Source organism: Clostridium chrysemydis (assembly GCF_015234215.1).
GTDB classification, from domain to species: Bacteria; Bacillota; Clostridia; order Clostridiales; family Clostridiaceae; genus Clostridium; species Clostridium chrysemydis.
Map to the genome: position 1 here is coordinate 1 of NZ_JADEKP010000012.1, position 25,332 is coordinate 25,332.

The window sequence follows — 25,332 nt, forward strand, 5'->3', positions numbered from 1 at the left end:
AATATGGCTCCTTGGTCAAGCGGTTAAGACACCACCCTTTCACGGTGGTATCAGGGGTTCGATTCCCCTAGGAGTCACCATACTTTGGGCGCATAGCTCAGCTGGGAGAGCACCTGCCTTACAAGCAGGGGGTCACAGGTTCGATCCCTGTTGTGCCCACCAAAATAGTTTAAATTTTAAAATCATATGGCTCAGTAGCTCAGTTGGTTAGAGTGCCAGCCTGTCACGCTGGAAGTCGAGGGTTCGAGCCCCTTCTGAGTCGCCAATTTTAAGCTGATGTGGCTCAATTGGCAGAGCAGCTGACTTGTAATCAGCAGGTTATCGGTTCAAGTCCGATCATCAGCTCCAATTTAATATGGCTCCTTGGTCAAGCGGTTAAGACACCACCCTTTCACGGTGGTATCAGGGGTTCGATTCCCCTAGGAGTCACCATACTTTGGGCGCATAGCTCAGCTGGGAGAGCACCTGCCTTACAAGCAGGGGGTCACAGGTTCGATCCCTGTTGTGCCCACCAAAGTTTTAAAATTTAAACTACTAATACGGCTCAGTAGCTCAGTTGGTTAGAGTGCCAGCCTGTCACGCTGGAAGTCGAGGGTTCGAGCCCCTTCTGAGTCGCCAAAATTTAAGCTGATGTGGCTCAATTGGCAGAGCAGCTGACTTGTAATCAGCAGGTTATCGGTTCAAGTCCGATCATCAGCTCCAATTTAATATGGCTCCTTGGTCAAGCGGTTAAGACACCACCCTTTCACGGTGGTATCAGGGGTTCGATTCCCCTAGGAGTCACCATTTTTCTTTTTTTTTATAATGTGGGCGCATAGCTCAGCTGGGAGAGCACCTGCCTTACAAGCAGGGGGTCACAGGTTCGATCCCTGTTGTGCCCACCACATTATATGGCTCAGTAGCTCAGTTGGTTAGAGTGCCAGCCTGTCACGCTGGAAGTCGAGGGTTCGAGCCCCTTCTGAGTCGCCATTCTAAGAAGTAAGTATAACTTACTTCTTTTTTGTTGTTTAAAGAATATATAGTGTAAATAAAAAGGTGGGCTTTAAAGCCCACCTTTTTATCTTCTAGAAAGATTTATTTTAATTCTTATATCTTCTGAGTAAAATTTAAGTAATTTGAAGTTTCCAAGTAGTCTTGATGAAATTCTTTCACTGTAGTGTTTAGCTAAATCTGAAAGAGTGAAGTTAGTTGAAATAATCATCTGTTTCTTTTTAAGTATTCTTTTATTTATTAAATTAAATAATTCAGTTGCAACAAAATCATTTAGTTGTTCTGAACCTAAATCATCTATAATTAATAAATCACAATCATACATAAGCTTTTCAAGATAAGTATCGTTATTAAATCGTATCTCACGAAGAGCTTTTATAACTTCATCAGAAGTTTTATAAACTACTAAATTTCCTTTATCTAATAATTCTTTAGCGATGCAGTATGATAAAAATGTTTTACCTGTTCCTGGAGTTCCATAAAATAATAGGTTTTCGTTACTATGTTTAAAGTTAGGTAAGAAATCATTTATTATGAAGTCTACGTTATTTTTCATATTAGTCTTTGGAGAAAATCTTTCCCCCTCACTTTTTGAAGACTCAAAAAGATTTAAATTAAAGTTTTTGAAGTTACAATCTCTTAAGATATCTTCAAGTTCAGAATCTTTATAAAAAAGCCTAACTAATTTACTTTTGTAGCAATCACACTTAGTTACACCTATATAGCCTGTGTCTTGGCACTTAGAACACCTGTAATGCATATTAAGGTATTCAGGGCTATAGCCTTTTTCTACGAGCATCTCGCACTTTTTAGCTCTAAGATCTGTTATTTTATCTTTTATTTCATTAAAAACTTTTTCAGTATTATCCGTTTTTAAAATAGATAAAGAAAGTTTTAAAGAATTTTTTTGAATTTCTTTATCTAATTCTATTATTTCAGGATAAAGAGATTCTATTTCAGCTCTGCGATTTCTTAAGTTATTATTTTCTTCGTCGCGAATCTTTTGGTAAATTGACATAAGTTCGCCTTGGTATCCTTTAATCATCACTATCCCATCCTAACAATTTCTTTTCTAGAGAATCATAATCATATTCTCTTTGCTTAAAGTCATTAAATCTAAGGGTCTTATTTTGATTAGAATTATTTTTATTGAAGTTATTATTACTGCTGTTTTGATTTGATTTTTTATGCTTTTTATCATCCTTTGCAACATCTTCTAGGGTTTTTATATTGTTGTTATACCAATTAGTTAGTATTCCATCTATATATTTAAAGTTTGCATGATTTAATCTTTCAAATGAACGATCGCAAGCGTTTTTAATAAGTTCCATTTCAAACTTATAAGTAAAAAGCCACTTTTCAAGCATATCTTCTTGGGGTTTCATAATATCTGTATTTCTCATTCCTAAATGAGAAAGGATTTGTCTTATTTTTACCCACTTATCTTCATTTTGTCTAATAAGTTTTTGGGCGTCTTCAATATTTCTAACATTTTTTTCGCTCCAGGCTTCTGCAACCTTTTCTATATATCTAAAGTTTGTTTTGCCTCTAGATGCACAGTATTCTATAAGAAGTAAAATTAGCTCAGAAGAAAAATTAAATTCTTTTTGCCAACCAAGGTAAATCTCCATCTCTTTACTTGAAAGAGTTCTAGATAGAATTTTTTCAATATCTCTAAGCATATCAGTAGTATCACTGTTATTTAGTGCATCTAATAAATTTATATCATCATTATCTGAAGTTTCAGTTATATCATCATCTAGTGATAGAAATTCGATGCTGTAGTTATTCATCTTATCTATTGGAACTAATTTTATAACTCCCTCTTCATTCCAATAATTTAATGCATTCATTACATCTGATTCAAGTAAATTTAATGAGTTAGCAAGCACAGAAGAGTTTACCCCTGGTTCGCTTGAAATATTATATTTTAGCATTAATAAATAAACTTTAATAAACTCTCCACGAGCTTTAGGCATGTATTTTTCAATAAATACATTACTAACAGGTGTAAATTTTAATGCGGTATTTTTTAGCATAAATGTGCTCATATAGCATCTCTCTACCTTTCAAATTAATTTATGAAGCCATTTTTATATTATAGGCTTTATGTAAAATAATTATAACAAAGTGAAATAACTATAACAACTTTCAAGGATAAAGTATGTATAAAAAGATATTCAAAGGGGAAAGTTAATAAATGTGTTCCAAATATTCAAAGGAGGAGAAAGTTTTATGGTCTCGGATGATAGTAGAAAGAAACTATTTTTATTATTAGTTTTATTAAACTTAATAGTCTTAAGTGGCATTTCATACTATAACGAAAAAAGTAAAATAGTAGAAAAAAATAATATAGTACTTGGTAGTTCTCTATTCGGTAGGGGAGGCGTTTTTGGCTACTTCGGTAGTTCTATTAATAAGGGTGAATTAGTAGGAGTTTACATTGAAGGTAAGCTTTACGGATACGTATCTAATAAATCTGAAGGAGAAAAAGTACTAGAAAACGTAGTATTATCCTATATGAATGATATGGGATTAAAGAATGAAGATTTAGAAGGCGTAAATATAAAAGGTAACGTAGAATATAAAAAAGAATTAACTGATATAAAAGATATAAAAACTATAGACTCTATAGCTGAAGCTATTAAAAAAGAAGATGCACTTTGTGTAGATTTAATAGTAAAAGACACTAGAGACGTAGTTATAGAACCTAAGCTAGAAGTTAAAAACACTGAAGATCTAGTTTTAGGAAAGCAAAAAGTTTTAGAAGGAACAGAAGGGTTAAAAACTCAAGAACTTAAAGTTACTTATAGAAACGGAAAAGAATATGAGGCTGATGTTCTTTCAGAAAATATAATAGCTTTAGGGCAAAACAAAGTTATATATAAGGGTACAGGTGATCCTATAGCTATGGGGATAGCTTTCCTTAAAGAACCAACTAAAGATGGAGTGTTAACTTCAGAGTTTGGTAGCAGGTGGGGAAGAATGCATAACGGTATAGATATAGGAAATGAATTAGGAAAACCTGTCTATTCAGCTTTCGACGGAAAGGTAAAAAAGGTTTTTTATGAGCAATATGGTTATGGAAATGCAGTTATCATAGAGCATAGTGACGGGCTTGAAACTAGATATGCTCACCTTAACAATTATAATGTTAAGGAAGGTGACACTGTTAAAAAGGGAGAAAAAATAGGTGAAGTAGGTAATACAGGAAGAAGTACAGGACCTCATTTACACTTTGAACTTAGAAAAAATGATAATCCTGTAAATCCACTAAAATACATTGAACAAACTACTTTAACAGTTTATTCAAATTAATAATACCTTCACCTACAACATTTTTAGGAAGGTCATTATCGTTAGTGCAACTTAAGTTTATAAGTGATACTAAATCATCTAACTTAAGTGTTTGGTTGTATTGAAGTAAAAGTGCACAAACAGCACTTACAATAGCAACGGATAAAGACGTTCCAGAATAAGTTTTATATTTGGCATCAAGCTTTTTAGGATACAGCTTGGTGCCATTTTTTTCAGATATATAATTTATATCAGAATTAAGTGTTGTTATATTAGTGCAAACAGCTGCAAAGTTTGGCACTTTAGATTTTGAACTTAAACTGCTAGAAGAATAAATATAGGGAACACCTGTGTTTTCGGAAGTAACCCCTGAAACAACAATACAGTTTTTTAAAGTCGAGATTCCCTTTAAGGTTTTTTCATCTACGTTTATACTACCGGTTGGAACTATAGGAACAATATTAAAAGATACAGCTTTTTCAAATATGTTCTGGAATGCTTTTAAAATATAAGAATTAGAATTAAGCATTTCAAAAGGAAGACAAAGTATCCTTAAATTATGTTCTTTATAATTTTTTATTAAATCCTCTATGCTATATAAGATAGATGAAGCATAACCCTTTCCTAAAGCGTCAAAAGCTTTGTAAGATATTATATTGGCGTTTTTAGCTATACCGCTATATAAATCGCCAGAAGAAATTCCACTACTACATATAACACCAGCCATAGCTGTTCCGTGTCCGTTGTCGTCGTAAGGGTGCGTAATTCCGTAAGTTACATCTTTAAACTCTAATATTTTGTTTGTTGGGCGAGTTAAATCTAAATGAGGGTAAACTCCGCTGTCTACTATTCCTATTTTTACTCCACTACCATCAAATTTTAAGTTAGAGTTAGATTTATAAAATTTATTTGCAGAAGCTACGCTTATTCCACAAAGAAATAAGTATTCATCAAAAAATATTTTTTCAACTTCAGGATATTCTATTAGTAAAGTAATTTCTCTTTTACTTAAATTTGCTACAACTATGTTGCAATACTCAATTTCATAGATTAAAGCGTCTTTAAAAGAAGCTACTTTTTTCAAAATAGTAGAAAAAAGAGTCTTGCATTTGATCATAACCCTATATTTTTCGTAAGGGTTATTTTTTAAGGCTTCTATTAAGTTTATATCAAGCTTACTTTTAGCTTTAAACATATAACACTCCTATATTATTTATCACAATACCATATTATAAAAAAGAGTCCATAAGTGTTAACAAAATTTATAAGTTAAAAGTTCCACCAACATCTATTATTTTTACTCTTTCGTCATTAAAACCTTTTAAAGTTTCTTCTGTTTCATCGAAATCTTCAAGAGAAATTTTAAAAGTTTTATAATGCATAGGAATCATAGCTTTTGCGTTCATTTTAGTAAACATAGCATACCCTTCATCAGGAGAGCAATGCATGTGTCTAAATCTATCTGGTTTGTAACAGCCCACAGGGAAAATAGCTACATCGCATTTTATCCCGTTAAAGGCTTCCGTCATAGCAGTATCCCCAGCAAAGAATACTTTGTGGATTTTATTTTCGATTAAATATGAATTACTTTCGTTATCTATACCTACATAGAACCTTCTACCGTCGTGGTTAGCTTCTATAGAAGTTACCTTTATAAAATCATCTTCGTAAACTTGCCCACTTCTAAGTAAAACTACGTTTTTAAAACCTAAAAGTGTTAATATCTTTTTGTAGCCTTTTGGAACTATAACAATTGCATCTTTATTTAATTTTTTTAAAGATGGGAAATGCATATGATCCATATGACCGTGAGTTAAAAGTATATAATCAAATTTTAAAGTTGTTATATCAAAAGGAGTTTCTATAACTCTCTTAAAATGACCTAATCTTTTAGAAATAACAGGGTCTGTAATAATAAGTTTATTTGATAAATTTATTATAGTAGTTGCGTGACCAAACCAATGAACAGAGTCTTTAGTTATAGGTTCGTTTGAGACAGGCCCTCTTTCATTAAAATATTCACGTACGTTGTTATATGTTAGTTTTGACAGAAAATGTATATTATTAAAAAAATTCATAATGTATCTCCTTGATTAAATTACTAGTGTTTCCACTTAAATACTATAATACCTATTATCATTAATGCAACACCGATGAATTCTTTTAAGGTAAAATTAATCTTTTCAGTACCGAATAAACCAAAATATTCTATAGCTGCAGCCGCTATTAGTTGAGATATTAAAATAATACCAACAGCATATGTAGGGCCTAAAGTTCCCATAGATTGCATTACTGTAAATATTATAATTACCCCTAAAACGCCTCCAAGTAAATAAACTTTATTAGCGTTAAAAACTTCTTTAAAGTTTCCTTTTCCAAAAGCAAATGTGATTAGGGCAGTTAGGATTAAACCTGTAAGTTGGACTATAACATTTGTTTCCCACACTCCTATTTTTTCGCCAAGGCGTGTGTTAAAAACTCCTTGAAAACTCATACTTATTCCAGAAATTATAGCTAAAATTATTCCAAACATAAAAAAACACCTCCGAAATTAGTATTGCCTTTAAATGTTTAGAATATAGATTAATAAAAAAAATATACCCTATAAAATAGCAATCTATTTTATAGGGTATATTTAAAAATAAAACTTATTAAAGTTATCTACAGAAATCATTTAAAATTTTATCTTTTGAAAAACCTAAAGTATTTCCGAGGCTTAATAAATCTTCTAATAGAGTTTCAAAGTGATCTCTAGAACGAGAAATTATTAAATCATTTATATCGATGTATAAATTTAAGAATTGATCACTTAAGCAATATTCGGTTGGTTGTACTGTAATATCGTCTATTGATGTGTATCCGTTAGTTATTCCAACAGATATAACTTGATGAATACAATCTAAGTATTTATCAAAAACAGCATCAGTATCAATTGTAAGATTATTATCATTCAGATAGTTGTAACATCTAGTAACGTTAGCAAGTTCACTTACTTTAACGTGTAGTTCTAAATTTTTTCTAGCTCTTAGTTTATAATCATCTAGACTTTCGTCGATAGATAATTTTTTGTCCATATCTTCTTGTATTTTAAATAAATCACAAATAAACATTAGAAAATCCCCCTGAAATTTAGGTAATATCTTTTTATTTATCTATTTTACAAAATCTTTTAATTTATTTAAAGGTTAGTAAACGAATACAAAAAAATATTTTTTAAAAAAGGGTGAAAAAGGGAGGAAATTAAACAAAAATACCACCTTTTTCAAGGTGGTATAGTTTTTATAGTAAAATTAGAATGTTTTTAAGTCATATCTTTTAATTTTTATCTCTCTTTTATTGTGAGGAACTTTCCAAACCTCAAAACCAGATATTTTAAAGGTTGAATTGTTTAAGTTCATACTTTCTGAAAGAGGGGTTGTATCTAGACTTTTTCTTCTAGTATCTTTTTGATAATAATTTAGGTTTGCTAAAGTTAAAGATAATCTAGTGTCCTTAACTTCTCTAATATTAAAACCATGAAGTTTAAGCATATCATCAAAGTTAGTTTTAATCTTCTTTATATATCCTCTCTCATGAAGTAAAACGTTTATTGTTTTATGTTCATCAGAAATAAAGATATCGTTGTCTACTTCCACTTTGAATTTTTTATAAGGAGATAGAACTTTCTCTATAACAGGATTAAGTTTATCTATATTTGGATTTTCTATAACTGATAAAGTTATGTGTGGAACAGGAAGATTCCTATTAGCCTTAAGTCTTTTTGATACAGATTTTTGTATCGGATTAATAAGTTCAGAAGAATCTTCGTTTAAAAGTGCAACAATATAATATTTCATATTTAATCTTACCTCACTTAAATAGTCTTTTTGGAAATATCCTATAAGTATATTATCCAAACTTTTCTATAAATTATAACATAATACTTTAAATAAAAAAACAAATTAGCTTAAATAGTACATATTAAAAGTTTTATAGAGAAATAATACTAGGGTAAGTTTATTATATATAAGGAGGTTTTGTTTTATGAAACATAACGAAAGTATTAAATGTACAGTTGAAAAGTGCAAACACCACTGCAAAGAGGATGATTTTTGTACATTAGATTCAATTATGGTAGGATCACATGCAATGGATCCTAAAAATAATGAAGCAACAGACTGTAACTCATTTGAATGTTCATGCTAATAATGGTTTAATATTAGACAAAATTGAGTTATAATAAAGGGATGTGTCAAATATGAGCAATATTATACTAAAAATTGCCTAAAAATTTGATATATTCCTTTTTTTTTGTTAGAAAAAAGATATTAATATATATATACTTTGTGTTATAATGATAAACGAAACATTAAAATTAGGATGCAGAAAATAACTGCAATTTATGAAAATTATGGATAGAAAATTTAAATTTGGGAAACTTAATATATATAATCTAGTAATAAGGGTGAAATTGGATGGAAAAGTTAGTTATTAATGGAGGCAACAAATTAAACGGGTCTGTTGAAATAAACGGAGCTAAGAATGCGGCGGTAGCAATACTACCAGCAGCGGTTGCGGCAAGTAAAGGGAAATGTTTGATAGATAATATACCGGATATAGAAGATGTTCATTGTTTAGAGAGAATACTTCTAAGTTTAGGGTGCAAATTAAATAAGATTGATAATAATACATTAGAGATAGACAGTACAGAAGTACATACTTACGATGCATGTACAGAAGATGTTAGAAGAATGAGAGCTTCATATTATTTTATAGGAGCTTTACTAACAAGATTTAAAGAGGCTAGAGTTGAACTTCCAGGAGGATGTCCTATTGGAGTTAGACCTATAGACCAACACATTAAAGGGTTCGAAGCTTTAGGTGCAGACGTTACTATAGAACACGGAGCAGTAAAAGTTAAAGCAGAAAAGCTTGTAGGAACTAATATATTCTTTGACGTTGTATCAGTTGGTGCAACTATAAACGTTATGATAGCAGCGATTTTAGCAGAAGGTATAACAACTTTAGAGAACGTAGCTAAAGAACCTCACGTAGTAGACGTTGCTAACTTCTTAAACTCTATGGGAGCTGACATTAAAGGTGCAGGTACAGACGTTATAAGAATTAAAGGTGTAGAAGAACTTAAGGGGTGTAACTATAGCGTTATACCAGACCAAATAGAAGCAGGTACATTTATGATAGCAGCGGCAGCTACTAAAGGAGATGTAACTATTAAAAATGTTATACCAAAACACTTAGAGTCAATAAGTGCAAAGCTTACAGAAATGGGAGCTGAAGTAGAAGAAGGAGATGACTCAGTAAGAGTTAAGTATAGTGGAAAATTCAAAGGTATTAACGTAAAAACTATGCCTTATCCTGGATTCCCAACAGATATACAACAACCTATGTCATCACTTTTAAGTGTAGTTCCAGGAAGAAGTATAATAACAGAATCTATTTGGGAAAGCAGACACAAGCACATAGACGAGTTAAAGAAAATGGGTGCAGATATCAAAGTTGAGGGAAGAGTTGCTATAATTGACGGAGTAAACAAACTTACAGGTGCAACTGTTAAAGCTACAGATTTAAGAGCTGGTGCAGCTATGGTTATCGCAGGTCTTGTAGCACAAGGTGAAACTCACATAACTGATATCGAGCATATCGATAGAGGATACCCTCATATAGAAAACAAATTCAGAGACTTAGGTGCTAACATAATTAGAGTAGAAGTGGACGAATAATGAAAAATAAAGAAATGATATTTAGTTCTTTATATAGTGGAAGTAGCGGAAATAGTATCTTTGTAGGATCAGATAGAACTAAGATACTTATAGACGCTGGAATGCCTGGTAAAAAAATTGACGAGGCATTTAAAGCTATTTCTGAAAATCCTAAAGAAGTTAAGGGGATCTTCATAACCCACGAGCATTCAGACCACATTAAAGGTGCAGGTATAGTATCAAGAAAATACGACATACCGATATACGCAAACCCTAAAACTTGGTCTGCTATGGAAAAATCGTTAGGGAAAATTAAAGAACATAACATTAAAATTATAGAAAAAAGAAGTACTGTTGTTATAGATGATTTAAGTATTAAATCATTCAACATACCTCATGACGCTATAGCGCCAGTAGGATACACAATAAGTGACGGTAACAAGAAGATAAGTGTAGCTACTGATTTTGGAACTTACACAGAAGAAATTAAAGAGAACATAAAAGACTCAGAAATTATTCTTTTAGAGTGTAATCACGATATCAGTATGTTAAAATACGGGCCTTATCCTTATACCCTTAAGAGAAGGATTTTAAGTGAAATAGGTCACTTATCAAACGAGGATTGCGGAACTGCAATTGTTGATTTAGTAAAGTACAAACAAGGGAAAAAGATACTTTTAGGGCATCTTAGCGGAACTAATAATCTGCCAGACTTAGCATATCAAACAGTTCTAAATTCTTTAGAAGAACATGGTATAGTTCAAGGTGATGATGTAAATATTGCAATGGCGAGTAGACACGAGCCAAGTGGAATTATAAGAGTATAATTTTATATTTTTATATAATATTTAATGAAAAGAGGGAAAAATATGAGTCTATATAAAAGTTGGACAGATATGGTAGTTGAATATGTAAAAACTAAAGGGGAAAAAGCATTCTGGATAGAATACGGAACTTTAGAAACAAATGTATACAAAGATATTTTAGCTAATCACAAAGAAGCTAAAAAGGTAACTATAAAAGAATTAGCAGATAAACACGATTCTAACGTAGAATTCATCATGGGATTTATTGATGGAATAAACGATAGTTTAAAAACTCCATACGATTTAGAAAAAATCGACGAAAACACAGAATTAACACTTGATGTTGACTTAGAAAAATTATATTTCAACATGCTAGATGCTAAAGCTGATTACTTATATACATTACCTCAATGGGATGGAATATTCTCAGAAGAGAAGAGAAAAGAAATCAAAAAGTCATATAACGACACTAAAACTGTAAGAAACGAAGATAAAATCGGAAGAAACGATTCTTGTCCTTGTGGAAGCGGTAAAAAATATAAAAAATGTTGTGGAAAACAAAAATAATTAGACTTTAATAAAGCTCATAAAGGCGACTTTGTGGGCTTTTTATATATCTTTTATTTGTGGATAATTTTTAGGAGGGATTTTTGTGGATAAAAATGTAGCATGGGTTAAAGAACAAAAAATTAATAGAACTATAGAAGCTCTTAACAAAAACAATATGAATGGATACTTTGTAAAAGATAATGAGGAGCTTTTAGAAAAATTAAAAGAACTTATTAAAGACGGAGATAAAGTTTCTTTCGGAGGTTCTATGTCTATTATAGAAGCTGGAGTTTTAGATTTTTTAAGAAAAGAAAACTATGATCTATTAGATAGATATAAAGAAGGTTTAACTAAAGAAGAAATAGTAGATATATACAAAGGAGCATTTACATCAGACTGTTATATAGCTAGTAGTAATGCCGTTACTGAAAATGGTGAATTATATAATGTTGATGGAAATGGTAATAGGGTTTCTGCAATGTTATATGGACCAGAAAAAGTTATCTTAATCTGTGGAATAAATAAAATAGTTAAAGATGTGGATGAAGCTATTAAAAGAAACAGGGAATTTTCAGCTCCAATGAATGCAAGAAGATTAAATAAAAAAACACCTTGCGCGAAGGTAGGATACTGTATGGATTGTAAAAGTGAAGATAGACTTTGCAATGAATATACGCTTATAAGAAGACAAAACAATAAAGAAAGAATGCATGTAATATTTTTAAATGATGATTTAGGATATTAAAAAGATAAGAGCACTAGTTTTGAAAGTATAACTATACTTATTTGTTAAGGAGACTCTAAAAAGAACTAGTGCTTGTATTATAGTAAAGTATATTCAAATAGGGGTATTAATATTCTAACAATATATTAAGAGATTTGTTTCATAAATTTTATATATATATAAAGCTACTTAATATTTTGTTAATAAAAGGGTTAAAATAATAGGGTATTATAAAATGTAGAGTGTAGAAATACACTATTTTTTATTTTGAAAGAGGGGACATAAATGAAGGTTCTAGAAAAGTTAAAGAAGTCGTCTTTATTTATTTATACTGTAATTTTTTCGGTATTTATACTTGGCTTTATTGTTTATTTTAAACTGCATAATAGAAGTTTTATATGGGCTGCTGATGGAATGTATCAGCATTATCCAATACTATATGATTTTAATGAGTTAGTTAGGGGTTTTTTAAAGAATCCTTTTGGTGGGATTAACGAATGGTCATTTAATATAGGTTATGGGGCGGATATAATTGGAACGTACTCATACTATGTTTTAGGAGATCCTTTTGCATATTTATCACTTATGTTTCCTATGGATAAGTTAGAACTAGCCTTTAACGTATTGATAGTTCTTAGACTTTACGTAGCAGGGTTAGCATTTATGCTATATGCTAAAAAGATGAAATTTTCATACAGAGCTCAAGCACTTGGAAGTATTTCATATGCTTTATCAAGCTTTGTTTTATTTCAAGCTATAAGGCATCCTTATTTTATAAACCCGCTTATAATAATACCGTTCGCGTTTATTTGCGTAGAGTATGTTTTAGAAAATAGAAAAAAATATTTATTCTCTATAGTAGTAGCATTTGCTATGATTTCAAATTTCTATTTTTGCTATATGATTGCGATAATAGCATTCATTTATGCTATGATAAGATATTTTGATATTAAGAGAGTTTCTGATATTAAATTTATAAAGTATTTTAAAAATTTATTTGTTTACTTTATAATCGGAATTTTAATCTCAGCAGTTATTCTATTACCTACAATATACTTTATACTTTCTTCTTCAAGAAGTTCAGGAAGTATTTCAGATGTGTTTGAGGTAGTTTATAAAACAGGATATTATATAAACTTAATACTTACATCAATATCAGTTGGAAGATGTCCTTCTTGGACAGTAATAACTTCACCGATAATTGTATTTATGTTTTTACCTTTATTTATAAGGCTTAGAAAAAAATATACTACATATTTTTATATGCTTATAATTTTTGTAGTTATGACTTTATTACCTGTATTTGGTCTTATAATGAATGGATTTTCATCTATTTCAAACAGGTGGACTTTAATATTTGCATTTATGGCAAGTATTATAATTTGTGTCGGAATAGATAATATTAAAAGAATTGAAAAGAAAGATATAAATAGAGCTATTTATATACTTATATTTTATGTAATAGTTGCATCAGTAGCTTTAATATTCCCTAATATAAAAGGAGTTTTCTTCCCTATAATAATATTAGGTGCGCTTTGTGTGTTTGCAATGAAGATGTACTACAAAGATAGGAATATAGGAAAACTATTTATAATAATGATTGGAATCCTTGTTTTAAATATAGGAATAAATACTATTTATAAATATAGTAATAAAGGACTTGATTATATAGATGAGTTTGAAAAATCAGGTCATGCTAATAAGTTTTATTCAGGCGCTTTTTCAGGGGAAGACAAATTTATAAAGTCGCAAGACAAATCATTCTATAGGATAGGAAAAGTCGATGGGGTCTCTAGAGATAAGACTAGAAATAACTCTATTATTAGAAATTATAACGGGATAGATTCATATCTTTCTGTTAACAACGGAAGTATAGCTGACTTTTCAAAGGAACTTGGAAATAGATCATTTACTCCAAACAGTCCGCTTATAAACGTTGATAATAGACCTATAATAACAGATATATTAGGTGTAAAATATTTAATTGCAAAAAGTGACTTAGAATCTCACTTAAATGAGGGAACGGTTAAAATAGATTCAAAAGAGAAGTTTAGTGTTTACGAAAACAAGGATGTACTTCCCTTCGGATACGTTTATTCAAATGTTATAAGTAGTGAAGACTATAATAAGTTAAATTCAATGCAAAAAGAAGAATCTTTAGCTTATAGTGCAAGTGTTGATCCTAAATATATCGAAAAAAAAGGCAAGATAAATAAAAGTTTAATTAAAAAAGTTCCATACAGCACTGAAGACAGCACTGTAAAGATTAAAGGAAATAAAATAATAGTGCCTAAAGAAGGCTCAGAATTAGTATTAAACTTAGATGATTTAAATACTGGAAATATGTATTTAAGATTAGAAAATCTAACATTTAAACCTGTACCTTATGATAAGCAGCTTAGAGACGAGATAGAAGATTTAGGAGAAGATGGTAGTTTATTAGATGAGATAAAAATAAGAGGTAAGAAGATAACGAAATTTAACGAAGGTGACGGATACAAAATAATAGCATCTTACGGAGATGTTAAAAAGAGCTTCACTCAAACAGATAAAACAGATGCATCAGCGTACTTTAAAATGGATGATATAGTATTTAACTTAGGGTACTACAAAAATCCAAAAGATAAAGTTATTAAAATCAGATTTACAGAGCCAGGAGTATATAACTTTGACTCTATAGGAGTATATAACTTTAATTCTGAAAATTATAAAAATGATCTAGATAAATTAAGAGAAAACAAGATGGATATAACATCTATGGGAAAAGATAAAATCACAGGAGACGTTAAAACTAATGTTTCTGGAGTGTTAACTTTCCAAATCCCTTACACAAAAGGTTGGACTGTTAAAATAGATGGAGAAAAAGTAGATACTTTCCCTGTAAACACAGGATTCTTAGGAACAAATATAAGTGCAGGAAATCATAAAGTAGAATTAACTTATAGCACTCCACTTTTAAGCATAGGCTTAATTATCAGCATATTTGGAATAGTAATCTTAATTTTATCTATAATACTTGAGAAAAAATACAAAAATTCAAATAGGAGAATCTAGATGAATATAACACTAGTAACAGTTGGAAAACTAAAAGAAAAATATTTAAAAGAAGCAATAAAAGAATACACTAAAAGACTAGGAAGATACTGCAAGCTTAATATAATTGAGCTTGCAGACGAAAAAACACCAGACAATGCATCAGAAAAAGATGAGCTTCTTATAAAAGAAAAAGAGGGAAAAACAATCCTTTCAAAAGTAAGAGAAACAGATTACGTAATAGCATTAGATTTAGGAGGAAAAGATCTTACGTCAGAAGAATTTTCTAAATTTATAGACAGATGCGCAGTTACTGGAAACTCAAACATAACTTTTATAATTGGAGGAAGTCTTGGCCTTTCAGACGAAGTAAGAAGACGTGCAAACTACAAACTTTGCTTTTCAAAGATGACATTCCCACACCAATTATTCAGAGTAATGCTCCTAGAACAAATCTACAGAGCATTTAGAATAAGTAAAGGAGAACCGTACCATAAGTAAGCTTCCAAATCTTTGATTTGGGTAAGCGAACTTACACCTAAGAACGAAAGTGAGTAGATGTTTCATTACAAGCATCTCCAAATCTTTGATTTAGTAAGATAAACTTACACAAGGTGAACACCTACTAATAAATTTAAGTAGGTGTTTTTTTATAATATTTATATAGTATTAGGTATTTATAAAGGTTAGGTAAAGTTTGTTTTATTTTTACGGGAATAAAACATATTAGTAAAGATGACTCAAGAAAAGAAGAATAAAAATAGTATTTATTATTAAAGCCTTGACCAATAATTGGTTGAGGTTAATTTTATATGTGAAAAAGGAATAACATCAACAAATTTTATTTTTACATAATATGGTACAATGGTTTGGGAGATCTACGATTTTCGTATGTAAAATACTTTTGACATAGTTAATTCAGGTAATATCAAACATATTTGATAGTTTAAATTTATTCAAGGTTATAAGATAATGATGCAAGGGGGACATTATATGGAGATTGGAAAACAAATCAAAAAACACAGAACAGAAATGAAACTTTCACAGGATGGATTAGCTGAAAAGATATTTGTATCTCGTCAAACTATTTCAAACTGGGAAAATAATAAAAACTATCCTGATATAAAAAGTTTATTATTATTAAGTTCTCTTTTTAATGTATCTCTTGACGTATTAGTTAAAGGAGACCTTGAAAAAATGAAAGAAAAGATTAATGCAGAAGATATAAGTAAATTTAAGAGAGAAGGCAATATATTTTCTATACTGTTAATATTAATGATTATATTACCTATTCCACTTATGAAGTTTATGGGGAATACAGGTATAGTTATTTGGGCTATAATTGCTGTTTTAGGGATATATTATTCAATTAGAGTAGAAAAGTATAAGAAGAATTTTAATATTCAAACGTATAAAGAGATTGTTGCATTTATAGAAGGAAAAAGTTTAGATGACTCAGAGAAGAATCAAGAGTACGGCAAAAGGTTATATCAAAAGTTTTTATTAGCAATAGGAGCAGGACTCGCTTCAATTACAATAGGATTTATTATGATTTATATATTATTTTAAATTACTAGCATTAAAAATAGTAGCTTCCAATTTGAAATGGGAGCTACTATTTTCATGTAAATTAATTATGGATATTAATAATGTTTTCTATTAATTTTTGGGCTTTTAGAGATTCGTAACCACTAGTAATTGGCGGCAAGTTGTTTTCTATACAATCAATAAAACGATTAATAGCGCCTTCAAAACCTTTTTGTTTTAAAATATTATCCCAAGCACCACTTTTAGTTATAATTAGATTATCACAAGATTCTACCTCTAAAATATTAAGGTTTTTAACTCTTTGAATTTTACCTAAAGAAATAATTTCTACCTGCTCTAACTTGGTGCAAGCGCACCTACTCATAGAAGTTGATATTGAAAAAGAATTACCTTTAAACTTATGATTTGCGAAAACTAAATTATTATTTTCATTAACCAATATTTCATCAGAGTTTATGTTAACATCTCCATCTGCTAACCATACAGCTGTATCTACAATATGTATATAATCATCTAATAAGGTTTCGCTAAAATTAGTGTTTCTAATAGAATTAGAAGCATGTTTACAGATATTAACCGAAGTTATATTTTGAGATTCAATCTTTATTTTATTATACATAGGAGCAAATCTACGATTAAATCCAACCATAAGTTTAAGATTTTTAGATTTACTAAGTTCAACAAGTTCTGTACCTTCTTTTACAGTTGAAGCAAGAGGTTTATCAACATAGACATGCAAGCCTAAGTTTAATAGCTCTTTGACTATTTTATAATGAGTTTCTGTAGATGTATGAACAAATGCAACATCACATTCCTCAGCTAAATTTTGTATAGAACAAAATGGTTTTATTCTATATTCTTTACAAATACGGTTTCTTTTTTCTTCATTTGGAGTAAACGCTCCAACAAATTCAAAGTTTTTAGCCTGTGAAAGTATAGGAAGATACGCTTTTTGAGCAATTCCTCCAAGCCCTACCATTCCAATTTTTAGATTTTTCATAAAAATATTAACTCCTTTTACCCAAAGTATATTTTAATTATAAGATATACAATTTAGCATTAGCAAATTTTACGATTTAAAAATAGAGGTATATACTTTTATTAAGATAATGTAATTATAATAAAAGTACTGGGAGTTTTATATGATAGTAAATTTTGATGAATACATATGGGAAACGGAATTAGCACTAAGAAATAGGGATGAAATAATATATGTAATTGGAGAGATAAAGATATGAAAAACTGGATAGAAGGAGCTACAAATAAAAAGTTTATAGCTTCATATAGTGGAGGAAAAGATAGTACGTTAGCTTTATATAAAGCAATGAAAAAAGGGACAGCAGTAGGAATTGTTGTAATGATGGAAGAAGAGGGATATAGATCAAGAGCTCACAGTTTATTTAAAGATATACTTAAAGCGCAAGCTAAGGCTATAGGAGTTCCTCTTTATACAGGCTCAGCAAATTTTAAAAACTATGAAAAAGTCTTTGTAGAAATATTAAAAAACGCTAAAGATAAGGGAGCAGATGTACTTGTTACTGGAGATATTGATCTTCCAGAAGAAGACTGCTGGCACGAAAGGGTTACTGATAGTATAGGACTTAAACTCGGAGTTCCCCTTTGGAAGATAGATCACAAAGAAGTAGTTAAAGAATTTATTTCACTAGGATTTAAAACTAAGGTTATAACTATAGATACTACTCAAGGAATGAAAGAAGAGGACCTTGGAAGAATACTTACTTTTGATTATATGAAAGAATTAGAAGAAAGAGGTATAGATTCTTGTGGAGAAAACGGAGAGTTTCATACTGTAACTATAGGTGGTCCTATATTTAAAGAAGATATAAAAGTAGAAGACGGAGAAATCACATCAGACGGAAGATATATGTATTTAAAAGTAGAATTAAAATAAAATAAGAGCACTGATTACTTTAAAAGGGTAATTAGTGCTCTTTTTTTAAAATACTTTAAGACCTATAACTGAGATTATAATTAAGATTAAGTAAAAAATTTGTTTTTTAGATAAATGCTCATTAAATAAAAGAGCACCTAATAAAAGAGAGCCGACAGACCCTATAGCAACCCATATACAATAAGCAGTTCCAGCTTCTGTAGTTCTCATTGCAAGTGATAATAAAGTTAAGCTAGTAGCTGCAACTAAAATAGTAAGGGCAGACCATAATTTATATGTAAATCCTTCTGACCTTTTCATGCAATACACTAAAAGGACTTCACACAAGCCAGAACAAATAAGAAAAACTAAATCCATAAACTTACACCTCCTCTTTAGAGTTTACTTTTAAACCTACAAGGCCTATAAAAAGTAAAGCGCTAAAAAATATCTTAGAAAAGCTTACGCTCTCACCTAAAATTAAAATTCCAAAAATAATAGTTCCCATAGCACCGATTCCAGTAAAGACTGTATAAGCTATTCCAGAAGGAAGTAAAGTCATTCCTTTTGAGAAAAGGTAGAAGCTTATAACTACTAAAACTATAGTTAATATCGTATAACCTAAGTTAGTAAATCCATCAGATTTCTTTAAACAAAGTGCCCAGAAAACTTCTAAAAATCCACCTATAATAACATAAATCCAAGCTTTATTCATAATATCCCTCCAATTTAAAATATTCTAAGAATAAAAAAAAGCCGGATAAGATAAATATCTTATCCGGTCTTTTTAACCCTCCGATAAACAATGCCATTTTAACATTTAAGAAAAACTATGTCAATTTCTATAAATAATTAAACAATAATAATTATTGACAATATCACTAACTAGTGATATTCTTGATTTATGGATAGAGTAAAAGAATTAATAAACGATAATAACTTAGCACTAAAAACATTAGTTGCATTAACTAGAGCAGAACATACAATTCACAAAGAGGAATATAAAACTATAAAAGAAAGTGGGCTAACAGCTGCACAGTTTGGAGTTTTAGAAGTTTTATATAACAAAGGTGATTTGAAAATATGCGAAATAATAGAAAAGATATTAACTACCTCAGGGAATATAACTGTAGTTATAAAAAACTTAGAGAAAGATGGATTAATTAAAAAGAATTCAGACCCTGAAGATAAAAGATCTGCTATTATATCTTTAACTGAAAAGGGAAAAGAGGTTATTGAAGGTATTTTACCAAAACACATAAAAAATATAGGTAATATATTTAGTGTGTTAACTGATGAGGAAAAAATAATGCTAAAGGAGATTCTTAAAAAATTCAAAAAATAAAAATTTTTTTATAGATTTATCACTAATTAGTGATAAAGGAGGTAGGGTATGATAAAAAGAATAAATAGTGAGAATATGGGAAAAAGTAATTATGGATGGTTACACGGTAACTTTCACTTTTCTTTTGCAGAATATTTTAACCCTTTAAATATAAATTTTGGAGTACTTAGAGTTTTAAATCACGAAACTATAGAAGCGGAATCAGGTTTTGACACTCACCCTCACAAAGATATGGAGATTATAACTTATATCGAAAAGGGCGAGCTAACTCACGGAGATAGTATGGGTAATTCAAGCGTCCTAACTAGGGGTCAAATGCAATATATGAGTGCTGGCACTGGAGTTAACCACAGTGAATTTAACAAAAGTAATGAAAAACTTAAATTACTTCAAATTTGGATTATTCCAGATAAAAGCGGATACGAGCCAAACTACGGTGAATTTAAATTTAACTGGGAAGAGAGAATAAATAATTTAATGCATATGGTTTCTAGTTATGAAGGAGATGCACCTATAAAAATCCACCAAGATATAAATATCTATACGACTTATTTAGAAAAGGGAAAAGAATTATCTTTTGATGTAAATAAGGGAAGACAATTATACTTAGTTCAAATAGAAGGTGAATCTACTATAAACGGAATAAACCTTAAAGAAGAAGATGCATTAGAAGTAATAGAAGAAAATATTAAAATAAAATCAGATAAAGATTCACATTTCATATTAATAGAAATGAAGAAAAATGAACATCTTTATATATAAAAAGGAGAGAAGATTATGAGTAAAGTATTATACATCAAAGCAAACGTAAAACCAGAAGGAGAATCAAGAACTTTTAAAGTATCAGATTATTTTATAGAAGAATATAAAAAGAAAAATCCAAAGGACGAAATAATCACATTAGACCTTTATAAAGAAAATATAGATTTCTTAAAAGGTGAAGATTTAGGAAAATTATTTGGTCCTAAAGATGAAAACAGTAAAAATGATCCTTTATTAAAATACGTATACCAATTTAAAGATGCTGACAAATACGTAATTGCAGCCCCTATGTGGAACTTAAGTATACCTGCTATTTTAAAAGCTTATATAGATTACGTAAGTGTTTCAGGAGTAACTTTTAAATACACACAAGACGGGCCAGTAGGGTTATTAAAAGATAAAAAAGCTATTCACATAACAGCTAGAGGAGGAGAGTATTTAGACTCACCTTACGAAATGGGAGATAGATATTTAAAAACTATTTTAGGTTTCTTTGGGATAGAAGATACTAAGACTATAGCTATAGAAAACTTAGATGTTTTAGGAGCTGATGTTAATAAATTAGTATCAGAAGGAAAAGAAAAAGCAAAAGATATAGCATTAAAATTCTAATAATAAATGCCAAAGTGAGATTTATTTCTCACTTTGGCATTTGTTTTATAGAGTATATTTTTTAGGACCTTCTTCAAAGCTGAAAGTTTTAACTTCTTTTATGTTTATATAAAAAACTTTAAAGTCAGGGTTTTCAGGAGAAGTATATATTTTTTCAAGCATAGGTAAAATCTTAAATGCTTTCTCCTTATAGTTAATATCTTCTACAAAAGTTACGAATCCATTTATAGAAACTACAGGTGATTGATTATTTTCAATGCAAAAAGCTACAGAATTGTTTTTAGTTAATTCTTTAAAAACATCTTTCTTAGCACCAGTACAAAAGAATGCTTTATTTCCTTCAACCCATAAAGATTGAAACATCCTAGTTTGAATTAAATCACCATCTATAGTAGAAAAAGTTCCAATTACATTTTTATTTAAAAAGTCTAAATTTATCATTTATAATAACCTCCAAAAGATTTCAAGTTTTATTTTATAATCGATTATAGTATTATTATATATAATATGATATTAAATGTAAGTACGATTTGTTTTGATACCTACTATCAAATATGATACTAAGGAGGCAATATGGGAAAAGAATTATTCGGCGTTTGTCCGTATGTAACGTCTCAAAAAGTTTTAACTGGAAAGTGGTCTATGCTGATTTTATACCATTTAAGTGATGGCAAAGTTAGATTTAATGAATTAAAGCGTAGGCTTCCAGAAATGACACATACTACTTTATCAAGACAGTTAAAATCTTTAGAACAAGATGGTTTAATAGAAAGAAAAGAATATGCAAGTATTCCGCCTAAGGTGGAATATTCATTAAGCCCTATTGGAGAGAAGTTTAAAAAAGTTTTAGAGAGCTTAGAAGTTTGGGGAAGTGAATATATAGAATTTCTTAAAGAAAAAAATATTTAAATAGAAGAAACCTTCAGCTAAATTTTTAGCCGAAGGTTTTTTGAAAATAGCTATTAAAATTATCAATTTAACAAAAACATAACACAAAATGACGGCTAAAATCAAAATACTTTCATTTTTCTTAATAAAATAATAAGCAAACTATGGTTTAATAAAAGTATAGTTATAGAATTAAAAATGAAAAAGGAGGGAAAATAAAAAATATATTTTAAATTAGGGAGGTACTTTAACTATGGTAAATTTAATGATACTAAGTGGCTTAGTACTACTTATATGCATTATATCTAGTAAAGTTTTTTACAAATGGGGCGTACCTGTACTCTTAGTCTTTATAATAATTGGGATGCTATTTGGTTCTGATGGGATAGGTGGAATTTATTTTGATAATTACGATATAACATACACCTTATCATCTATAGCATTAGTCTTTATAATGTTTTACGGAGGTTTTTGCACAGAGTGGAAAAAAGCTAAATCTATTGCAAAACCTGCGATAACTTTATCAACTTTAGGAGTAGTTATAACTGCAGGACTTACAGGTTTATTTTGTCATTATGTTTTAAAAACAAGTATGATAGAAGGTCTTTTATTAGGTTGTGTAGTAGCATCAACAGATGCTGCATCAGTTATGTCTATACTTCGTTCTAGGAATCTAAAACTAAAACATAATATAGATACTTTAGTTGAATTTGAAAGTGGAAGTAATGACCCTACAGCTTATATGTTAACTAGCATAATGATAATGCTTATGACAAGTAGTGAGCCTTTAGGAATAGGACTTTTCTCAATGATATTTAAGCAGATCGTATTTGGAGTTTTAGTAGGACTTATTCTTTCAAAAATAGCAGTATACATACTTAGAAAAGTAGAATTTGAGATAGAAGGATTATACCCTATATTTATAGTTGCTGTTGCACTTTTATCTTATGCAGTATGCGAATATGTTGGTGGGAATGGATACCTTAGCGTATTTATAGCAGGGATTAGTATAGGTAATTCAAAAATCCCTCACAAAAAGAGTTTAAATCACTTTTTAGATGGATCATCTTGGATAATGCAGATAATGTTATTCTTTATGCTTGGACTTTTAGCCTTCCCATCTCAAATACTACATGTTGCAGTAGAAGGGATAGCTATATCATTATTCCTTATATTAATCGGAAGGCCGATAGCTGTATTTTTAATACTTACTCCTTTTAAGATACCACTTAAAGAGCAAGCATTTATCTCTTGGGTTGGGCTTAGAGGAGCTGCATCTTTAGTTTTTGCTATATATGCAGTTATAGGAACATCAGCTATGGAAAGTGATATTTTCCACATAATATTTTTCGTTGCTCTCTTTTCGGTAGCGATTCAAGGGACGCTTATACCTTTCTTTGCTAAGAAGTTGAATTTAATTTCAGAAGAGGAAGTAAAAGAAACTAAAAAATTAAAAGATAGAATAAAAGATTATATTTTTGAAATAAAAATCGGAGACAACAATAAAATAGCAAAAAACGCAATTATGGATTTAGATATACCAGATGAAATTTTAATAGTTATGATTAAAAGAAATGACAAAGTAATCATACCAAAAGGATTTACAGTTATAGAACCTAACGATGTTATGGTATTAACAAGTGAAAATAAAGACGTAGTAGATAAATTTTTTCAAGATATAAAGGTATAAAAACAGACAGTAGCTTAAAGCTACTGTCTATTTTTTAGTTTAGATTCTTCTATTTCACTTATAATATTAACTACATTGTTTAAATCGTACATTATAGTTAGATTCGTAAAGGTATAGATGTAATCATAGTTTTTAGGAATAAAATCTATATTGAAATTAGTTATAACTAAATCGTAGTTTTCAGTTCTATTTTCATCGTATATCTCAACTAAAACATTGAATTTTTTACTTAAAAAACCTTTTAAGTAATCTATAGTTGAATTGATTATTAAGTTTTCAGCCATAGATAGCACCCCTATTCTAATATGATATTTAGATATTCCATCTAAATAATTTAAAGTTAGTATTATACATAACTTAAAGTAAGTTTTATCTATAGGGTATTTAAAATCAAAAAAATTAGTGATTTTTAAATATAATTTATTTGTAAAATCATCTTTAAAAGAACTTTTAAAATCATTTAGGTAATAGCTTGTTATAACTTTGTTGTTAGAATAAAAAACTCCTTTAAAATAATAGTTTCTAAAACAAAGGTTTAAGATATTTAATTTTAATTCTTCACTTAAATTTTTGGGGCTTTTAAGGTATATATTTTCGATTTCATCAATCACTAAACTAAATATTTTAAAAGGACAGCTATTATTTATATATTTATTTTTATTTATAAAATCGTATGGAACTATATTAAAACTTAAAATAAAGCAAAGTGTAGAATAAGCTAAATACGTAGTTGAACTTTTATTCAAACTATCTTTTTTAAAAAATAGCTTAAGTTCTTTAAAGATTTCAGTTTCTTTAAATAAATTTAAGTTTGATTTAGTAAATGAGTCTTCTAAGAAGTCAGAGTTAAAAAACTTTTTTCTAACCATAAGGATTTTAAGCCAAAGGTATAAAGAATGTTTTTGTTTGATGCTTAAAGATATATTTAAAGTTTTTTCTATTATAGTAATCAAGCTGTAATCACTTAATCTTATATTTGGAATATCAACTTCTGTATTCCAAAAGAAAAGATAATAAAAATAAGAAATTTGAATTTCAGAACCTGTTAGTTCGTAATTTTTAATTGATATATCAAACTCTTTTAAGATTTGATTACACTCAATAATTTTTCGGTTTAAAGTAGCTAAACTTATATTAAAGATTTCAGATAGCTTGACTCCTGTAAGTTTTCCACTACTATTTAAAAAGAAATAATTTAGTATTTTGTATTTAGGAGAGTTATCTAGATAGGAAAATATTAAAGACTTTAATCGTATCTCGTCTTTGTATTTTAAAAATATAAAATCCTTTGTATAATAGATGCTTATTTTAGCCTTATAATCAGTTCTAAAAAGGTGGTCTATTTTTTCAACATGAGATTTTAAAGTAGGCAAAGAAATACCTAGCTTATCACATAAGTCAGACCTATTCATCTTGCCCTTATTTATAAATAAATTTTTTAAAATATTAAATTGGATTTTTTCTGAGCCTTCTAGTAAATCTTCTTTAAACATATAAA

27 protein-coding genes and 11 tRNA genes are annotated in these 25,332 nt (G+C 29.3%); 26 read left to right on the top strand and 12 right to left on the bottom strand.

Annotation, left to right across the window (positions count from 1 at the left end; all coding sequences use genetic code 11):
- Window positions 1-5 precede the first annotated feature (5 nt).
- The 11 genes from INR60_RS16060 (at window position 6) to INR60_RS16110 (ending at window position 969) form a co-directional block, all read left to right on the top strand.
- Window positions 6-80: transfer RNA gene (locus INR60_RS16060), tRNA-Glu, on the top strand.
- A gap of 6 nt (window positions 81-86) precedes the next feature.
- A tRNA-Val gene (locus INR60_RS16065) sits at window positions 87-162 on the top strand.
- A 26-nt stretch (window positions 163-188) separates the two neighbouring features.
- A tRNA-Asp gene (locus tag INR60_RS16070) sits at window positions 189-265 on the top strand.
- A gap of 7 nt (window positions 266-272) precedes the next feature.
- A tRNA-Thr gene (locus INR60_RS16075) sits at window positions 273-348 on the top strand.
- A 9-nt stretch (window positions 349-357) separates the two neighbouring features.
- Window positions 358-432, top strand: a tRNA-Glu gene (locus tag INR60_RS16080).
- Window positions 433-438: 6 nt separating this feature from the next.
- Window positions 439-514: transfer RNA gene (locus tag INR60_RS16085), tRNA-Val, on the top strand.
- A 27-nt stretch (window positions 515-541) separates the two neighbouring features.
- Window positions 542-618 (top strand) — tRNA-Asp (locus INR60_RS16090).
- Between the two features lie 8 nt (window positions 619-626).
- Window positions 627-702, top strand: a tRNA-Thr gene (locus INR60_RS16095).
- A 9-nt stretch (window positions 703-711) separates the two neighbouring features.
- A tRNA-Glu gene (locus tag INR60_RS16100) sits at window positions 712-786 on the top strand.
- 22 nt (window positions 787-808) lie between these two features.
- Window positions 809-884, top strand: a tRNA-Val gene (locus tag INR60_RS16105).
- Window positions 885-892: 8 nt separating this feature from the next.
- Window positions 893-969: transfer RNA gene (locus INR60_RS16110), tRNA-Asp, on the top strand.
- Window positions 970-1,057: 88 nt separating this feature from the next.
- Here the strand turns inward: INR60_RS16110 and INR60_RS16115 are convergent.
- Both INR60_RS16115 and INR60_RS16120 read right to left on the bottom strand, forming a co-directional pair.
- Window positions 1,058-2,035, bottom strand: a complete 978-nt coding sequence (locus INR60_RS16115) for an ATP-binding protein (protein ID WP_194192514.1) — start codon at window positions 2,033-2,035, stop codon at window positions 1,058-1,060.
- On the bottom strand, window positions 2,028-3,041 hold the full coding sequence (locus INR60_RS16120) for a DnaD domain protein (RefSeq protein WP_194192515.1): 1,014 nt from the start codon (window positions 3,039-3,041) through the stop codon (window positions 2,028-2,030). Before INR60_RS16120 ends, INR60_RS16115 begins: the two co-directional genes overlap by 8 nt.
- A gap of 184 nt (window positions 3,042-3,225) precedes the next feature.
- Here INR60_RS16120 and INR60_RS16125 point away from each other — a divergent pair, with 184 nt between their 5' ends.
- Window positions 3,226-4,308, top strand: a complete 1,083-nt coding sequence (locus INR60_RS16125; protein ID WP_194192516.1) for a peptidoglycan DD-metalloendopeptidase family protein — start codon at window positions 3,226-3,228, stop codon at window positions 4,306-4,308.
- On the opposite strand, the gene INR60_RS16130 is transcribed toward INR60_RS16125, so the two are convergent.
- From INR60_RS16130 to INR60_RS16150, 5 genes are all read right to left on the bottom strand, one after another.
- Window positions 4,283-5,482 (bottom strand): S8 family serine peptidase, encoded by a 1,200-nt coding sequence (locus tag INR60_RS16130; RefSeq protein WP_194192517.1) that lies wholly within the window; start codon window positions 5,480-5,482, stop codon window positions 4,283-4,285. The two genes, INR60_RS16125 and INR60_RS16130, sit on opposite strands and share 26 nt — an antisense overlap.
- A gap of 67 nt (window positions 5,483-5,549) precedes the next feature.
- Window positions 5,550-6,365 (bottom strand): MBL fold metallo-hydrolase, encoded by an 816-nt coding sequence (locus tag INR60_RS16135; protein WP_194192518.1) that lies wholly within the window; start codon window positions 6,363-6,365, stop codon window positions 5,550-5,552.
- 23 nt (window positions 6,366-6,388) lie between these two features.
- Window positions 6,389-6,820 carry a DMT family transporter gene (locus INR60_RS16140; RefSeq protein WP_194192519.1) on the bottom strand — a complete coding sequence of 144 codons (432 nt, stop codon included), beginning with the start codon at window positions 6,818-6,820 and terminating at the stop codon, window positions 6,389-6,391.
- A 124-nt stretch (window positions 6,821-6,944) separates the two neighbouring features.
- Window positions 6,945-7,397: a dUTP diphosphatase gene (locus tag INR60_RS16145; RefSeq protein ID WP_194192520.1), complete on the bottom strand. Its 453-nt coding sequence runs from the start codon at window positions 7,395-7,397 to the stop codon at window positions 6,945-6,947.
- A 180-nt stretch (window positions 7,398-7,577) separates the two neighbouring features.
- A complete protein-coding gene (locus INR60_RS16150) occupies window positions 7,578-8,123 on the bottom strand; it encodes a hypothetical protein (RefSeq protein ID WP_194192521.1) in 546 nt (181 codons plus the stop codon).
- A gap of 187 nt (window positions 8,124-8,310) precedes the next feature.
- On the opposite strand from INR60_RS16150, the gene INR60_RS16155 reads away from it, so the two are divergent.
- From INR60_RS16155 to INR60_RS16190, 8 genes are all read left to right on the top strand, one after another.
- On the top strand, window positions 8,311-8,472 hold the full coding sequence (locus INR60_RS16155) for a DUF1540 domain-containing protein (RefSeq protein ID WP_194192522.1): 162 nt from the start codon (window positions 8,311-8,313) through the stop codon (window positions 8,470-8,472).
- Between the two features lie 269 nt (window positions 8,473-8,741).
- On the top strand, window positions 8,742-10,007 hold the full coding sequence (gene murA, locus INR60_RS16160) for a UDP-N-acetylglucosamine 1-carboxyvinyltransferase (RefSeq protein WP_194192523.1): 1,266 nt from the start codon (window positions 8,742-8,744) through the stop codon (window positions 10,005-10,007).
- A gap of 14 nt (window positions 10,008-10,021) precedes the next feature.
- Window positions 10,022-10,813 carry an MBL fold metallo-hydrolase gene (locus tag INR60_RS16165; protein WP_194192560.1) on the top strand — a complete coding sequence of 264 codons (792 nt, stop codon included), beginning with the start codon at window positions 10,022-10,024 and terminating at the stop codon, window positions 10,811-10,813.
- Window positions 10,814-10,855: 42 nt separating this feature from the next.
- Complete coding sequence (locus tag INR60_RS16170) at window positions 10,856-11,359, top strand: SEC-C metal-binding domain-containing protein (protein WP_194192524.1); 504 nt, start codon at window positions 10,856-10,858, stop codon at window positions 11,357-11,359.
- A gap of 85 nt (window positions 11,360-11,444) precedes the next feature.
- Entirely contained in the window at window positions 11,445-12,086 is a 642-nt protein-coding gene (locus tag INR60_RS16175) for an LUD domain-containing protein (protein ID WP_194192525.1), read from the top strand.
- Window positions 12,087-12,350: 264 nt separating this feature from the next.
- Entirely contained in the window at window positions 12,351-15,119 is a 2,769-nt protein-coding gene (locus INR60_RS16180) for a YfhO family protein (protein WP_194192526.1), read from the top strand.
- Complete coding sequence (gene rlmH, locus INR60_RS16185) at window positions 15,120-15,599, top strand: 23S rRNA (pseudouridine(1915)-N(3))-methyltransferase RlmH (protein WP_194192527.1); 480 nt, start codon at window positions 15,120-15,122, stop codon at window positions 15,597-15,599.
- Window positions 15,600-16,091: 492 nt separating this feature from the next.
- The gene (locus INR60_RS16190; RefSeq protein ID WP_194192528.1) at window positions 16,092-16,667 is read left to right on the top strand and encodes a helix-turn-helix domain-containing protein; all 576 of its coding nucleotides are present in this window, start codon (window positions 16,092-16,094) and stop codon (window positions 16,665-16,667) included.
- A 61-nt stretch (window positions 16,668-16,728) separates the two neighbouring features.
- Here the strand turns inward: INR60_RS16190 and INR60_RS16195 are convergent, their stop codons facing one another.
- The gene (locus INR60_RS16195) at window positions 16,729-17,646 is read right to left on the bottom strand and encodes a Gfo/Idh/MocA family protein (RefSeq protein ID WP_194192529.1); all 918 of its coding nucleotides are present in this window, start codon (window positions 17,644-17,646) and stop codon (window positions 16,729-16,731) included.
- 234 nt (window positions 17,647-17,880) lie between these two features.
- On the opposite strand from INR60_RS16195, the gene INR60_RS16200 reads away from it, so the two are divergent.
- Window positions 17,881-18,558 (top strand): Dph6-related ATP pyrophosphatase, encoded by a 678-nt coding sequence (locus INR60_RS16200; RefSeq protein WP_194192530.1) that lies wholly within the window; start codon window positions 17,881-17,883, stop codon window positions 18,556-18,558.
- Between the two features lie 45 nt (window positions 18,559-18,603).
- Here INR60_RS16200 and INR60_RS16205 read toward each other — a convergent pair whose 3' ends face one another.
- Both INR60_RS16205 and INR60_RS16210 read right to left on the bottom strand, forming a co-directional pair.
- Entirely contained in the window at window positions 18,604-18,915 is a 312-nt protein-coding gene (locus INR60_RS16205; RefSeq protein WP_194192531.1) for a DMT family transporter, read from the bottom strand.
- A 4-nt stretch (window positions 18,916-18,919) separates the two neighbouring features.
- On the bottom strand, window positions 18,920-19,252 hold the full coding sequence (locus INR60_RS16210) for a DMT family transporter (RefSeq protein ID WP_194192532.1): 333 nt from the start codon (window positions 19,250-19,252) through the stop codon (window positions 18,920-18,922).
- 189 nt (window positions 19,253-19,441) lie between these two features.
- Between INR60_RS16210 and INR60_RS16215 the strand changes: the two genes are divergently transcribed.
- Genes INR60_RS16215 through INR60_RS16225 form a run of 3 tightly spaced genes read left to right on the top strand, consistent with a single transcriptional unit; the run spans window position 19,442 to window position 21,256 of the window.
- Complete coding sequence (locus INR60_RS16215) at window positions 19,442-19,882, top strand: MarR family winged helix-turn-helix transcriptional regulator (RefSeq protein WP_194192533.1); 441 nt, start codon at window positions 19,442-19,444, stop codon at window positions 19,880-19,882.
- 48 nt (window positions 19,883-19,930) lie between these two features.
- Window positions 19,931-20,644: a pirin family protein gene (locus INR60_RS16220; protein ID WP_194192534.1), complete on the top strand. Its 714-nt coding sequence runs from the start codon at window positions 19,931-19,933 to the stop codon at window positions 20,642-20,644.
- Between the two features lie 15 nt (window positions 20,645-20,659).
- A complete protein-coding gene (locus INR60_RS16225; RefSeq protein ID WP_194192535.1) occupies window positions 20,660-21,256 on the top strand; it encodes an NAD(P)H-dependent oxidoreductase in 597 nt (198 codons plus the stop codon).
- A gap of 45 nt (window positions 21,257-21,301) precedes the next feature.
- Here the strand turns inward: INR60_RS16225 and INR60_RS16230 are convergent, their stop codons facing one another.
- Window positions 21,302-21,697, bottom strand: a complete 396-nt coding sequence (locus INR60_RS16230; protein WP_194192536.1) for a pyridoxamine 5'-phosphate oxidase family protein — start codon at window positions 21,695-21,697, stop codon at window positions 21,302-21,304.
- A 132-nt stretch (window positions 21,698-21,829) separates the two neighbouring features.
- On the opposite strand from INR60_RS16230, the gene INR60_RS16235 reads away from it, so the two are divergent.
- Entirely contained in the window at window positions 21,830-22,165 is a 336-nt protein-coding gene (locus INR60_RS16235; RefSeq protein ID WP_194192537.1) for a winged helix-turn-helix transcriptional regulator, read from the top strand.
- A gap of 232 nt (window positions 22,166-22,397) precedes the next feature.
- Window positions 22,398-23,834, top strand: coding sequence for a potassium/proton antiporter (locus INR60_RS16240; RefSeq protein ID WP_194192538.1), 1,437 nt, complete (start codon window positions 22,398-22,400; stop codon window positions 23,832-23,834).
- A gap of 20 nt (window positions 23,835-23,854) precedes the next feature.
- Here the strand turns inward: INR60_RS16240 and INR60_RS16245 are convergent, their stop codons facing one another.
- Entirely contained in the window at window positions 23,855-25,327 is a 1,473-nt protein-coding gene (locus tag INR60_RS16245) for an AcpB/EbpR/MafR family transcriptional regulator (RefSeq protein WP_194192539.1), read from the bottom strand.
- Between the last annotated feature and the right edge of the window lie 5 nt (window positions 25,328-25,332).

Bases quoted from the DNA above. Each gene is read 5' to 3' on its own strand.
- INR60_RS16130 (WP_194192517.1), bottom strand. From the start codon at position 5,482: ATGTTTAAAGCTAAAAGTAAGCTTGATATAAACTTAATAGAAGCCTTA.
- INR60_RS16190 (WP_194192528.1), top strand. From the start codon at position 16,092: ATGGAGATTGGAAAACAAATCAAAAAACACAGAACAGAAATGAAACTT.
- rlmH (WP_194192527.1), top strand. From the start codon at position 15,120: ATGAATATAACACTAGTAACAGTTGGAAAACTAAAAGAAAAATATTTA.
- INR60_RS16195 (WP_194192529.1), bottom strand. From the start codon at position 17,646: ATGAAAAATCTAAAAATTGGAATGGTAGGGCTTGGAGGAATTGCTCAA.
- INR60_RS16165 (WP_194192560.1), top strand. From the start codon at position 10,022: ATGATATTTAGTTCTTTATATAGTGGAAGTAGCGGAAATAGTATCTTT.
- INR60_RS16140 (WP_194192519.1), bottom strand. From the start codon at position 6,820: ATGTTTGGAATAATTTTAGCTATAATTTCTGGAATAAGTATGAGTTTT.
- INR60_RS16200 (WP_194192530.1), top strand. From the start codon at position 17,881: ATGAAAAACTGGATAGAAGGAGCTACAAATAAAAAGTTTATAGCTTCA.
- INR60_RS16225 (WP_194192535.1), top strand. From the start codon at position 20,660: ATGAGTAAAGTATTATACATCAAAGCAAACGTAAAACCAGAAGGAGAA.
- INR60_RS16170 (WP_194192524.1), top strand. From the start codon at position 10,856: ATGAGTCTATATAAAAGTTGGACAGATATGGTAGTTGAATATGTAAAA.
- INR60_RS16145 (WP_194192520.1), bottom strand. From the start codon at position 7,397: ATGTTTATTTGTGATTTATTTAAAATACAAGAAGATATGGACAAAAAA.
- INR60_RS16180 (WP_194192526.1), top strand. From the start codon at position 12,351: ATGAAGGTTCTAGAAAAGTTAAAGAAGTCGTCTTTATTTATTTATACT.
- INR60_RS16120 (WP_194192515.1), bottom strand. From the start codon at position 3,041: ATGAGCACATTTATGCTAAAAAATACCGCATTAAAATTTACACCTGTT.
- INR60_RS16220 (WP_194192534.1), top strand. From the start codon at position 19,931: ATGATAAAAAGAATAAATAGTGAGAATATGGGAAAAAGTAATTATGGA.
- INR60_RS16210 (WP_194192532.1), bottom strand. From the start codon at position 19,252: ATGAATAAAGCTTGGATTTATGTTATTATAGGTGGATTTTTAGAAGTT.
- INR60_RS16115 (WP_194192514.1), bottom strand. From the start codon at position 2,035: ATGATTAAAGGATACCAAGGCGAACTTATGTCAATTTACCAAAAGATT.
- INR60_RS16150 (WP_194192521.1), bottom strand. From the start codon at position 8,123: ATGAAATATTATATTGTTGCACTTTTAAACGAAGATTCTTCTGAACTT.
- murA (WP_194192523.1), top strand. From the start codon at position 8,742: ATGGAAAAGTTAGTTATTAATGGAGGCAACAAATTAAACGGGTCTGTT.
- INR60_RS16215 (WP_194192533.1), top strand. From the start codon at position 19,442: ATGGATAGAGTAAAAGAATTAATAAACGATAATAACTTAGCACTAAAA.
- INR60_RS16125 (WP_194192516.1), top strand. From the start codon at position 3,226: ATGGTCTCGGATGATAGTAGAAAGAAACTATTTTTATTATTAGTTTTA.
- INR60_RS16230 (WP_194192536.1), bottom strand. From the start codon at position 21,697: ATGATAAATTTAGACTTTTTAAATAAAAATGTAATTGGAACTTTTTCT.
- INR60_RS16235 (WP_194192537.1), top strand. From the start codon at position 21,830: ATGGGAAAAGAATTATTCGGCGTTTGTCCGTATGTAACGTCTCAAAAA.
- INR60_RS16205 (WP_194192531.1), bottom strand. From the start codon at position 18,915: ATGGATTTAGTTTTTCTTATTTGTTCTGGCTTGTGTGAAGTCCTTTTA.
- INR60_RS16245 (WP_194192539.1), bottom strand. From the start codon at position 25,327: ATGTTTAAAGAAGATTTACTAGAAGGCTCAGAAAAAATCCAATTTAAT.
- INR60_RS16240 (WP_194192538.1), top strand. From the start codon at position 22,398: ATGGTAAATTTAATGATACTAAGTGGCTTAGTACTACTTATATGCATT.
- INR60_RS16155 (WP_194192522.1), top strand. From the start codon at position 8,311: ATGAAACATAACGAAAGTATTAAATGTACAGTTGAAAAGTGCAAACAC.
- INR60_RS16135 (WP_194192518.1), bottom strand. From the start codon at position 6,365: ATGAATTTTTTTAATAATATACATTTTCTGTCAAAACTAACATATAAC.